The organism is uncultured Wocania sp. (assembly GCF_964021735.1).
In the GTDB taxonomy this organism is placed as follows: Bacteria; Bacteroidota; Bacteroidia; order Flavobacteriales; family Flavobacteriaceae; genus Wocania_A.
Genome location: NZ_CAXIBN010000093.1, coordinates 1 through 12,683 on the forward strand (window position 1 = coordinate 1; position 12,683 = coordinate 12,683).

At 32.6% G+C, this 12,683-nt stretch carries 12 protein-coding genes; 4 read left to right on the top strand and 8 right to left on the bottom strand.

Annotated elements, in window-relative coordinates; all coding sequences use genetic code 11:
• Positions 1–52 precede the first annotated feature (52 nt).
• The 4 genes from AADI82_RS09530 to dnaK form a co-directional block, all read right to left on the bottom strand.
• Entirely contained in the window at positions 53–1,324 is a 1,272-nt protein-coding gene (locus AADI82_RS09530; protein WP_341216216.1) for a hypothetical protein, read from the bottom strand.
• A gap of 60 nt (positions 1,325–1,384) precedes the next feature.
• Complete coding sequence (locus tag AADI82_RS09535) at positions 1,385–2,332, bottom strand: nitronate monooxygenase (RefSeq protein ID WP_341216217.1); 948 nt, start codon at positions 2,330–2,332, stop codon at positions 1,385–1,387.
• A gap of 202 nt (positions 2,333–2,534) precedes the next feature.
• Entirely contained in the window at positions 2,535–3,053 is a 519-nt protein-coding gene (locus tag AADI82_RS09540) for a lipocalin family protein (protein ID WP_341216218.1), read from the bottom strand.
• 147 nt (positions 3,054–3,200) lie between these two features.
• The gene (gene dnaK, locus AADI82_RS09545) at positions 3,201–5,108 is read right to left on the bottom strand and encodes a molecular chaperone DnaK (protein ID WP_341216219.1); all 1,908 of its coding nucleotides are present in this window, start codon (positions 5,106–5,108) and stop codon (positions 3,201–3,203) included.
• Between the two features lie 447 nt (positions 5,109–5,555).
• Between dnaK and AADI82_RS09550 the strand changes: the two genes are divergently transcribed.
• The 4 genes from AADI82_RS09550 (at position 5,556) to AADI82_RS09565 (ending at position 10,157) form a co-directional block, all read left to right on the top strand.
• A complete protein-coding gene (locus AADI82_RS09550) occupies positions 5,556–6,977 on the top strand; it encodes an L-serine ammonia-lyase (RefSeq protein ID WP_341216220.1) in 1,422 nt (473 codons plus the stop codon).
• A 169-nt stretch (positions 6,978–7,146) separates the two neighbouring features.
• On the top strand, positions 7,147–7,965 hold the full coding sequence (gene panB / locus AADI82_RS09555) for a 3-methyl-2-oxobutanoate hydroxymethyltransferase (protein WP_341216221.1): 819 nt from the start codon (positions 7,147–7,149) through the stop codon (positions 7,963–7,965).
• Between the two features lie 88 nt (positions 7,966–8,053).
• Positions 8,054–8,755, top strand: coding sequence for an RluA family pseudouridine synthase (locus AADI82_RS09560; protein WP_341216222.1), 702 nt, complete (start codon positions 8,054–8,056; stop codon positions 8,753–8,755).
• Between the two features lie 25 nt (positions 8,756–8,780).
• On the top strand, positions 8,781–10,157 hold the full coding sequence (locus tag AADI82_RS09565; protein ID WP_341216223.1) for an aldehyde dehydrogenase: 1,377 nt from the start codon (positions 8,781–8,783) through the stop codon (positions 10,155–10,157).
• Between the two features lie 3 nt (positions 10,158–10,160).
• On the opposite strand, the gene AADI82_RS09570 is transcribed toward AADI82_RS09565, so the two are convergent.
• The 4 genes from AADI82_RS09570 to AADI82_RS09585 form a co-directional block, all read right to left on the bottom strand.
• Entirely contained in the window at positions 10,161–10,976 is an 816-nt protein-coding gene (locus AADI82_RS09570; protein ID WP_341216224.1) for a histidine kinase, read from the bottom strand.
• The gene (locus AADI82_RS09575; protein WP_341216225.1) at positions 10,969–11,676 is read right to left on the bottom strand and encodes a hypothetical protein; all 708 of its coding nucleotides are present in this window, start codon (positions 11,674–11,676) and stop codon (positions 10,969–10,971) included. The genes AADI82_RS09570 and AADI82_RS09575 overlap by 8 nt, the downstream gene beginning before the upstream one ends.
• Before the next feature lie 3 nt (positions 11,677–11,679).
• Positions 11,680–12,201 (bottom strand): hypothetical protein, encoded by a 522-nt coding sequence (locus AADI82_RS09580; RefSeq protein ID WP_341216226.1) that lies wholly within the window; start codon positions 12,199–12,201, stop codon positions 11,680–11,682.
• 291 nt (positions 12,202–12,492) lie between these two features.
• The coding region (locus AADI82_RS09585) for a hypothetical protein (RefSeq protein ID WP_341216227.1) at positions 12,493–12,683 on the bottom strand (191 nt) is incomplete at its 5' end.

Sequence of the window (12,683 nt, forward strand, 5' to 3'; positions counted from 1 at the left end):
TAATTAACTAAGTGATTAATACTATTTTTAGGTAACATACGTCTCTTTTATTTTATTGGCATTCGAAACACCGCATTAGTGAATCTGAAATTTGTATATCCTCAGACCCTTTTAAGGCCTCGTTAAGTTCTCCACGCTCATCTATTACTTTTTTAAATTCTACGGCATAATAAACTAAGTTATCTCTACGGCTTTTTATTTTCTCTGTAATTTCCTTTCCATCAAGATTAGAAATTGCTTTATCCCAAACATGTAAAGAATTATCAATAACCTGATTGGTTAATTTGCTCTGCAAGTATTTTGCTTCCTCAATAAAGATAGTCTCAGGCGTTTGAAGTAAAAAATACCTATCAAAAGGATAAACAAGACCTGGTAAAAAATCTATATCCTTTTCAAATGGTCGTAGCATGGGTTCTATGTTTTCATTTGCTATTAAAGATGGAATAACACCCTCTATATTAAAAAATGCATTGTCTCGATCTGCTGCTATTGGAAATGCTAAATATTGACCTTCATTCTTTTGAATAGCCCATCCCCATTGTTTTGTATGTCTATCCCAATCACCAATTAAAAGGTCAAATAATCGAGAACGCACCAATGCTTTCTTATTTATCATTACATTTTTAGGGTTACCAAATTTAAGCTTCTGCAAGTCCTTAGTATCAATAATCTTAATGATATTCTCAAGAGATGTCCAGTTTTTTTCGCTATCAGATTCGTATTCTAATAAAAATAAGCGGTTTCCGTATTTAGCATTAAATTCTCCTAATAGCTTTTGTTTTGGAATAAAGACTAATTTGGGATTAGTATGAATAACCATAGAAGATTCCGCAAGTTTTGCAGCTAGTATAGCACCATAAGGATGCTGAGCAGAGATACCATCAACAACAATGTTTTCAAGGCCCAATACTCTTAGAAATTCTGGAATTAGAGGCTTTGGATCCTTATTAACACTTCGTAAAGTATACATGATACCATTAGGAGACTTAAGCTTTAATGAGTGTGTTTGTTTACCTCCTCCTTCTTTTATTATAGTCATACCCCCAAAAAGTGTGTCAAGAAAAACAACAGGTGCTTTTATTGGTGTTGACCAAGCTTCTCTATATTGTTCTCCTTGTATAAATTCTTTGATATTTTCTCCCTCATAAAGCATACTGGCTGCTATTAAAACTGAATCATAATCTTTAAAATTTATCAACTCGATGTTGTCAATATTTATGAGTTTTCCTCGTTCGAATTCCTTGTCAGTACTTGAAACCGACCAATAGATTAAACCTATGATAATAATAAAAAGTAAGATAAAAGCTGTTAGAATTTTCTTCATAAAAAGCAATTTAAGTATATAATATTATACTCTTATCAAAATAATCTTTAAATTTTAAACCTAATTAATCAAGCGATTAATAATATCTTTAGTTGGTAAAATTTCTGTTGTGTGCTCAATACTCGGTCCTGCAACCCAAACTGTTTTATAAGTTGCTTTGGTTGCTGCATTTTTTGTAGCGTTCATTCCAATTGAAAACCGAATCATTTTAACCCACTTTTTAAGCTTTTTGTTTTTATTTAAAACTGATTCTAACCATGTTTGTTTGGTTCCTATTTTTTGAACATAAGGTGTATTTATTACTGTACATGGTGTGCCTGAAATGCGCTCAGTCATAATAATATCTTTAGCACCATATTCAACACAAGCTTGTTTATATTCGTCTGTAACGCTAGCTTCAATTGATGCTATAAATGGGCTTCCTACCGAAACACCTTCAGCTCCGTAACTCAGCATTTTATCAATATCTGCTTTACAACCAACGCCACCTGCTGAAATTATTGGAATGTTACAATTTGCAACCAATTCTTTAATTAAATCTTCTGGCGATTTACCGCCTCTATGGCCACCAGCTTTGTTGTTCACAGCTATAACGGCATCGGCACCTAAGTCTTCAACCTTTTTTGCAAACTTTAAATCGACCACATCGCAAAACACTTTGATGCCCACTTTATGCGCTTGATTTATAGTTTCTTCTGGGCTTCCTAAAGAAGTTATGATAAAATCACAACCTTCTTCACAAAGAATTCGTAATTGCTCTTTATATTTTAGATTGGATTTATTTACAATTAAATTAAATCCGAACGAGCCACCTTCTACTTTATTTTTATGTAATTCCTTAATAGCTACACGCAATTCTTCAAGTGTTCTGTAATTAAGTGCAGGAATACATCCTGCAATACCACCTTTCATTGCCTCGGTTACCATAGCAACATTCGATACTAAAAACATAGGTGCTTGTATTATTGGATACTTAATATTTAAAAGTTGTGTGAGTTTAGTTGCCATGATTTGAAATTAGTTTTAACAAATATAACAAATATTATGCACGCATAATAAAACAACATATGATATAAATATCTGCAGAAATATTTTAGATAAGGTTCTTTCTTTTTGCTGAAAAAGGAGTGTTAGTTTTCAACTTAATACATAACTACCATAAAGTGTTTTTAATCTGAATTGGCATCATTTAAAACTAAAAACAATATAATTATTGCTTACTAAACGACATAATTGCATTAACTGTAGTTAAAATACTTACTCCTTGCTGCGATAAATCTTCTTCTGTTGATACTGATAGTTTAAGTTCATTTTCTGTTAGTTTAACAATTTTATAATCATAAGATTTACCTCCTCCTGAAACTGTAAGTGTATTGTTATTTTGACTCCAGGTTTCTGCTTCTAAAAATTCAATATTTTCCAAATCTTGAGTTGATGTTTGCCCTAAAACTGTAGTTGTTAATTTAATACTATAACTCCCTTCAGAAACTATAATGTTTGGGTTTTCATTGAAAGTAAGCGTATAATTCATATCATATGCTTCACCTATAAAATCAGCATTTATAATTTGACCTTGAGCATTAGTCACTGTTTTTCCATTATAATCTAAAGTTATTCCTTTCCAAATTCCAACTATATCTTCAGAATTACTAAGTACATCAACACTTTCAGTATTACAGGATGTAAATATAGCAGTCAACATTATAAAAAGAATGCTTAATTTTCTCATGTTTTAAAGTTTGTTTAACAAGTAGCAATATTAGTAAGAAAACGCATATAAAAAAAAACGCAATCAAATTAATGATTGCGTTTTTATAATTTCTAGCTTTTTATTTAACTTCTTCAAAGTCTACCCTTCGACTTCGCTCAGGACAGGCTACTTGACTTCTTCGAAGTCTACGTCTTCCACATCGCTTCCTTCTGCTTGTCCGTTTTGGCTAGCATCTGGTCCTGGTGCTTCTCCTGCACCTTGTTGTGCTTCAGCTTGCGCTTTGTACATTTCTTCAGAAGCTACTTTCCAAGCTTCGTTTATTTTATCTAAAGCAGGAGTAATAACATCTAAATCTTTAGTTTCGTATGCTTTTTTCAATTCTTCTAAAGCTTCAACAATTGGTTGTTTTTTATCATCAGATAATTTATCACCAAACTCTTCTAATTGTTTTTCCGTTTGGAAAATCATAGAATCTGCTTCATTTAATTTTTGAGCACTTTCTACTGCTTTTTTATCTGCTTCAGCATTAGCTTCAGCATCTGCTTTCATTTTTTGAATTTCTTCTTCAGTTAAACCAGAAGATGCTTCAATACGAATATCTTGTGTTTTATTAGTCGCTTTATCTGTTGCTGTTACGTGAATAATTCCGTTAGCATCAATATCAAAAGTTACTTCAATTTGTGGTGTACCACGTCTTGCTGGTGGAATACCATCTAAATGAAAACGTCCAATAGTTTTATTATCGGCAGCCATCGCTCTTTCACCTTGTAATACATGAATTTCTACAGAAGGCTGATTATCTGCTGCTGTAGAGAACACTTGCGATTTCTTGGTAGGAATCGTTGTATTCGCTTCAATAAGCTTTGTCATTACATTACCCATAGTTTCAATACCAAGGGATAAAGGTGTTACATCTAAAAGTAGTACATCTTTAACATCTCCTGTTAAAACACCTCCTTGAATTCCAGCACCTAAAGAAACAACTTCATCAGGATTTACACCTTTACTTGGTGTTTTTCCGAAGAACTTCTCAACCGCTTTTTGTACCGCAGGAATACGTGTAGAACCACCTACTAAAATAACTTCATTAATATCTTTAATTGACAAGCCAGCAGCTTTTAATGCCGTTTGACAAGGCTCAATTGTTCTTTTTACTAAATCGTCAATTAATTGCTCAAATTTAGAACGTGTTAGTGTACGCACTAAGTGCTTTGGTCCACTTGCAGTAGCCGTAATATATGGCAAGTTAATTTCTGTTTGCTCTGAAGATGATAACTCAATCTTAGCTTTTTCAGCAGCTTCTTTTAAACGTTGTAAAGACATTGGGTCTTGACGTAAATCCATAGACTCTTCTGCCTTAAACTCGTCTGCTAACCAGTTGATTATTTTTTCATCAACATCATCACCACCCAAGTGTGTATCTCCATCTGTAGACAGTACTTCAAATACACCATCACCTAATTCTAGGATAGATACATCATGCGTTCCTCCACCAAAGTCAAAAACCACTATTTTTTGGTCTGTTCCTTTTTTGTCCATACCGTAAGCTAATGCAGCTGCAGTTGGTTCGTTTATAATTCTACGAACTTTTAAACCTGCAATCTCACCAGCTTCTTTAGTAGCTTGACGTTGTGCATCGTTAAAATAAGCTGGTACAGTAATTACTGCTTCGCTTACTGATGTTCCTAAATAATCTTCAGCAGTTTTCTTCATTTTTTGAAGAATCATAGCCGATAATTCTTGTGGCGTATATAAACGACCATCAATATCTACACGTGGTGTATCGTTATCACCTTTAACCACTTTATATGGCACGCGTTCTGCTTCTTTTTTAGATTCAGAATATTTATTCCCCATAAAACGTTTAATAGAATAAACGGTTTTTGTTGGGTTTGTAACTGCTTGACGTTTTGCTGGATCACCAACTTTAATTTCACCTCCTTCAACAAAAGCGATTACCGATGGCGTAGTACGTTTACCTTCTGCGTTTGGGATTACAACAGGTTCGTTACCTTCCATTACAGAAACGCAAGAGTTGGTTGTTCCTAAATCGATTCCAATAATTTTACTCATAATATTTTTATTTGTGTTGAATGTTCATTTTAAATTCGGTTTGTATAAGTCAATCTTTATGCCAACTAAAAAATGCTGACACAGTGTCAGATTTCCAGTCAACATTCTTTCGTTATTTTTTATGTTATGGACACAACCTTATCAAGTTGGTTTTCACTCATTGGTTTACATATAAAATTAATATATTCGTGAATATAAATATTTCATTACTCGCCCATTCCTATATCTAGAAACTCAAAAAAAATCATTCAATCCCTGCGTTCCTACTTTACATTTGAAATATTAACACGACAAAAACCTTCGTGAGTCTTTGCCTAAACTCTGCGAATACTAGTATAATAATAACAGGGTTAAATCATTCAAGATAATTAATGAAATTCGTGTCAAAAAAAATATAATTGATTGTAAAACAATTTATATTTGTCAAACTATAACGATTGAGTAATTATGGAATGTATTTCTGTTTTCGATATGCTAAAGATTGGTGTTGGCCCTTCAAGTTCGCACACACTTGGTCCTTGGCGCGCTGCCGAACGTTGGATTAAAGAGCTGAAAACGGCAAATAAGTTTGATAAAGTTGAAGCTATTTCTGTCGATTTATATGGTTCATTATCATTAACAGGAAAAGGTCATGCCACAGATTATGCTGTAATGCTGGGTTTAAGTGGTGCTAATCCTGAAACTGTGCCAACGGCAGATATTGATAAAACAGTTGCAACTATTAAAAATACCAAAACATTACTTTTTAATGGTGAGAAACCTTTAGCATTTAGCCCAGAAACTGATATTGTTTTCAATAGAAAATTTTTGCCTTTTCATTCTAACGGAATGACATTTACAGCAATTATTAACGGACGGAAATCAAAATCAACCTTCTACTCTATTGGCGGTGGATTTGTTGTAAAAGAAGAACGAACAAATCATAAACGAAACTTTGAAATAAAATGTACTTTTCCATATCCTATTGATAAAGGCACAGAGCTTTTACAGTTTTGTAAAAATTTGAATTTACCTATTTCTCAAGTCGTTTTAGAAAATGAAAAATCTATTCGCTCAGAAGAAGATATTGATAGCGAACTACAACGCATTTGGGACACTATGCTAGAATGCATGTACATAGGTTGCCATAAAGAAGGAAACCTTCCTGGTGGTTTAAATGTAAGACGACGCGCTTACGATATGCATCAAAATTTAAAAGGCGAAAGGCCATATAGCAATCCTATAGAATGGATTTACTCCATAAGAGATACCGAAGTTAAATTTAGACAAATTATAAAATGGGTAAGTTGTTTTGCTTTGGCAGTCAACGAAGTTAACGCATCGTTAGGTCGTGTAGTTACCGCACCAACAAACGGAAGTGCAGGTGTTATTCCTGCTGTCCTTATGTATTATTTAGTTATTGAGAACCATGATGGAAATTTTGAGGACATAAAACGTTTTTTATTAGTTGCTGGCGAAATAGGTAGCATTTTTAAAAAAGGAGCGACCATTAGTGCTGCTATGGGTGGTTGTCAAGCAGAGATAGGGGTATCGTCGGCTATGGCTGCAGGTGCATTAACCGAATTGCTTGGTGGTACACCAGAACAGGTTTTAGTAGCCGCAGAAATTGCTATGGAACATCATCTAGGATTAACCTGCGATCCTATTGGTGGATTGGTTCAAATACCTTGCATAGAACGCAATGCTATGGGTGCTATAAAAGCTATAAATGCAGCAGAACTAGCATTGGATACAAATCCTGAAAATGTAAAAGTACCATTAGACAAAGTGGTAAATACGATGTGGGAAACAGCAAAAGATATGCATTCTAAATATAAGGAAACCTCAGAAGGCGGTTTAGCCGTTGGAGTTTATTTAACAGATTGTTAGGTTCTGTTTTTCAAGCTTACTCAAGTTCCTAAAATTCACAGTTCTTCTATCGTGCTCTATCTTCAGCAATATGTACTTTTTCAATTTGCAGCCTTTGCGAGATAAATATCACTTGGTATAATACTTATTTTACTATTTTTACATTCTATCAAATATAAAGAACCTAAAAATGTCTACAGCAAAAAAAGAATACAAACGTATTACCGTTAAAACATTGGTTGATATGAAAACCAATGGTGAAAAAATATCAATGCTAACGGCTTACGATTATACTATGGCAAAAATTGTTGATGGAGCTGGAATTGACGTTATTCTTGTTGGAGATTCGGCCAGTAATGTAATGGCTGGACACGAAACCACATTGCCTATTACTTTAGACCAAATGATATATCATGCATCGTCAGTAATTAGAGCTATTGATAGATGTTTAGTGGTTGTAGATTTACCTTTTGGAAGTTACCAAAGCGATCCTAAAGAAGCACTTCGTTCGGCAATTCGAATTATGAAAGAAAGTGGTGCTCATTCAGTAAAAATGGAAGGCGGACGCGAAATAAAAGAATCTATAAAACGAATACTAAATGCTGGAATTCCTGTGATGGGACATTTAGGATTAACACCTCAATCTATATATAAGTTTGGCACGTATACGGTTAGAGCAAAAGAAGAGCAAGAAGCAGAAGATTTAATTGAAGATGCTAAAATGCTTGAAAAAATAGGCTGTTTCGCTATTGTGCTTGAAAAAATCCCTGCTAAACTTGCTAAACAAGTTGCTGAAAGCGTTAGCATTCCTATTATTGGAATTGGAGCTGGAAACGGTGTTGATGGTCAAGTTTTAGTGTTACATGATATGTTGGGAATGACACATGAATTCAATCCACGTTTTTTACGAAGATATATGAATTTATATGAAGACATGACTAGTGCTATTTCTCAATATGTTGATAATGTAAAAACACAGGATTTCCCTAATGATAATGAGCAGTATTAAGCTCACAGTCTCAGTATTCAGTCTTACTCAAACGCTTAAAAAATTTACGTCTTAACGTCTTTGGGAGACAAACAAAATTATAGAATTCGTGTCAGAAAAAATTCTTTCCAATAAATCAAATCTTAATGTGCTTTACGAAGACAATCACATCATCATCATCAACAAACGTGTTGGTGATATTGTTCAAGGAGACAAAACTGGAGACAAGCCATTAAGCGATGTCGTAAAAGCCTATATAAAAGATAAATACAATAAGCTAGGAAATGTGTATTTAGGCACTGTGCATCGATTAGACAGACCAACTTCTGGCCTCGTAATTTTTGCAAAAACAAGCAAAGTTTTACCGCGACTTAATAAATTATTTGTTTCAAAGAATATTAGTAAAACTTATTGGGCTGTTGTTAAAAACGAACCACAAAAAGCTGAAGACACACTCATTAATTGGCTAAAAAAAAATCCTAAGAATAATAAATCTTATGCTTATAATAAAGAAGTAGCCGATAGTAAAAAGGCGGTTCTTCATTATAAAACAATAAAGAAACTCGATAACTATTTTTTATTAGAAATCAATTTAGAAACTGGAAGACATCATCAAATACGAAGTCAGTTATCAACTATGGGCTGCCCCATTAAAGGCGATTTAAAATACGGATTTGACAGAAGTAATAAAGATGCTGGTATCCATCTGCATGCTAGAGAGATTCAATTTATTCATCCTGTTTCTAAAAAAACAATTCATATAACTGCTCCACTACCTAAAGATTCGGTTTGGAAGGCTTGCTTAGCTTAATTTAGTATCTTTATAAAAAACGACATTGAATACTATTCCTAATATAATTTCTGCTCAAAAAGCCTTTTTTAAAGCACAAAAAACTAAAGGCATTTCTTTAAGAATAAATTTGCTTAAAAAACTAAAACAAGAAATTATAGCGCGTGAGCAAGATATTTTTGGTGCTATATATAAAGATTTTAAAAAGTCCTCGTTTGAAGCTTTTTTAAGTGAAAATGGATTAGTAATAACTGAAATTAATTTAGCAATAAAAAATCTTAAAACATGGAGTAAACCAGAACGGGTAAAATCGTCTTTGTTATTATTTCCATCCAAAGATTATATTTATAAATCCCCCTACGGCACCGTACTTATTATTGGCCCTTGGAATTACCCGTTTCAACTCGCTATAAACCCTTTAATAATGGCAATTGCCGCAGGTAACACCGTAGTTTTAAAACCTAGTGAGCTCACACCAAATACATCACAACTGATAGCAGATATTGTGAAAAACATATTTCCAGAAGAGATGGCCACAGTTATTCAAGGCGGTATCCCTGTTTCTACCGAACTTTTAAAACAGCATTGGGATTATATTTTTTTTACTGGAAGTGTATCTGTTGGAAAAATTGTGGCTAAAGCTGCAGCAAAACATTTAACACCTGTAACTTTAGAATTAGGTGGCAAATCACCTTGTATTATAGATGACACCATAAATTTAAAGCTTACGGCTAAACGTTTGGTTTGGGGTAAATTCTTTAATGGCGGACAAACCTGTATTGCTCCAGACTACTTAATTGTAAAAGCTTCAATAAAAAATGATTTGATAAATAATTTGAAGCATGAAATAACTAAAGCTTATGGTGATGTTAAAAATTCTGAGGATTATCCTAGGATAATTAATCATAAAAACTTTTTAAGATTAACCAACCTTCTAAATGATGTAAATATTGCACACGGTGGTGACTTTGATGAAAAAGAATTATACATAGCGCCAACGCTTATTGATGAGCCAGATTTAGACAGCGATGTGATGAAAGGTGAAATTTTCGGACCAATTTTACCTATTCTTTCTTATAAAACTGAAAGCGATATTGAATCAATAATATGGCATTTTGAAAAACCGTTGTCGCTTTATGTGTTTTCAAAAAATAAATTTTTTATTAAGAATATTATTGAAAAATTTAATTTTGGCGGTGGGGTAATTAACGACACTTTAATTCATTACGGCAACTCTAGTTTACCGTTTGGAGGCATTGGATCTAGTGGTATTGGAGCTTCCCACGGCAAATTTGGTTTCGATACGTTTTCGCATAATAAAGCCATTATAAAACGAGGAAATTGGTTTGACCCACCTCTTAGATATGCGCCATACAGAGGCAAATTAAAACTATTGAAAATTCTTTTTAAATGGCTTTCGTAATTACTAAATTGGATAGCTTAAAGTTAATGTTACACCCTCGTTTGATTTTGAATACAAATCTAATTCAGCATTAATTAAGGCCGCTCTACTCTGCATATTTATTAAACCTGAACCTTTTTCAATAGTAGTTATATCAAAGCCTTTTCCGTCATCTGATGCAGTAATTATTAAAGTATTTGGTTTATACTCTAAAATGATTTTGAGGTTTTTAGCATCAGAATACTTAACCGAGTTTGATAAAAATTCTTGTAATATTCTAAAAATAATAATTTCGTGCTTTCTATTTCTAAAATCAACTTTATTTCCTTTAATTTTAAGCTGAGCAGAAGCAAACTTCATCCTTTTTAAACGATCTAATTCATTACTAATAGATTCTTCAAAACCGATGTTTAGCACTACCTCATTATTTAATGTTTTTGAGAGTGAACGAACTTCTTTCAAGCTTTCTTTAAGAGCTTCGGAAGTCTCTTTAAATTTATCCTTTACATCATCAGTAACTTGAGTTTTTAAAATACTTAACTGCATACTTGCAAAAGCCAATAATTGTCCTACATTATCGTGTAACTCCCAACCAATGTTTTTTAATGTTTGCTCTTGGCTTTCAGTTTGAGCCAATGCAATTTCTTCTTCAAAAGCTTGTTGCTGCTTAATCTTATCCATAAGCAACTTGTTTTTTCGCCTTTGAAAGACCACAAAAAACACAACAACTAAAGCCGTAATAATGATTAATACCATAATCATATATATTAGCAAATAGCGTTCAGAAGCTGTAGAAACAGGCTTAGTTTGGGTTAAAAATATATTTAAATAGTTATTCATTTTTAGAATCAGGTTTACAATAAATTAAAGCAAATGTAAAGGTTGAGTACATAAAAATATTTGCAAATAGATAGATTTGCCATTTTAAGAAAATAAAATTCCAATCATCATTTGAATGGTATATATCATAAAACACTAAAGGTGTAATAATTAACCACCAAATAAATATTGCAAAACTTATATAGAAATTTATAGACTTATAAAAGGTTAATATTTTATCGCTTTGTAAGACTTCAATAAAATAAAACACCGAGCATAAAAATATAATAATAGCACCTAGAATACTTATGATTGGGAAAAATGTATTAAAAAACTTACCCCAATTAAGAGCAATATAAATTACAGAAAAAAAGAAAAAAGCATAACCGCTTATCTTAATTATATTTTTAAACTGAACTGTTTTTAATATTTTTGAGTAATAAAATGCAAAAAAAAGTATAGCTCCAACTTTCCAATAAGATGTTGACCACCAATGGTTTGTTGCGAAAATCGTTTTTTTTAAAAAATTAAGAAACCCATTGTCAACATAATTTTTATACTGTCCAAAAAAATCACAAATCGTTAGATAAACTAAAAAGTAAATAAAATACTTTACTTCAGTATTTTTGTATAGTTTAAACAAAAACACACCCGTTAAAGCTGCCATGGCTTCAACAGAGTGTGTTAACAAACTGTAATTATTTAATAAAAATTCTTCCACTAATTATTTTGGATAGCCAGAACCTCCACCTGAACCTTCATTTAAAGGAGGGCATTCTGGACAATCACCATTATTTTGAAAACTAAAGTTAAACGGATTCATACTAGCGTTTGCCTTACCTTTCTTAACAGTTGGCACCAAAAACATAGTCGTTAAATTCTTTTTAGTTTGTCCTGCATTATCCCCATAAACGCCTAAATATACACGAATACCTGTCATGTCATATTTTAAGCTATCAGTTACATGCTTTGAGTAAGCTATGTAATTTTCAATATCGTTTAAAGACCACCAAGTAGAACGATCGTCTTTATTTCTTCCTTGTTTTTTAGCCGCAGAATCTACAGCAGCCTCTCTGTATTCTGTCCAGTTATCATTTAGCTTTTTAGCTTGCCCTGGTGCGATTACACCTCTTGGTTTAATAATTTCAACATCTACAACTCCTTCGCCTAAATCTCTTGGACAGAAATAATACGTTGCAAAAGCTCCTATAAGAAATCCTAAAACAATATAGCTTAATTTTTTCATGCGTTAGTTCTGTTTTAATTGTTTATAATAGCAGGTCTAAAATAGTAAAAAGATTTAATTAATGTAGGATTATAAATATCAAAATAAAAACTCATCGATAAATTAAGTAAGAAGCCTAAGTATGTTAACCATACCAAAATAGTTTGTAACAAAACTTATAGCCCTTAAAGTAAACAACCTCCGTTGAAAACGGAGGCTTTGATTTTCAGATTAGCCCCAAAGGTGCATTAGGCTCATTCATGATGTTCTTGATATTTAACATATCATTTTTTTAATAGCTTATTGTATAAATTACAACACGTTATCCATTATTTCTTGTACCACTTCTGGGTTAAGCAGTGTTGAAGTATCTCCTAAATTACTCGTTTCATTACATGCAATTTTACGTAAAATACGTCTCATTATCTTTCCAGATCTTGTTTTAGGTAAACCACTAGTAAATTGTATTTTATCTAGTTTTGCTATAGGGCCTATATGCTCGG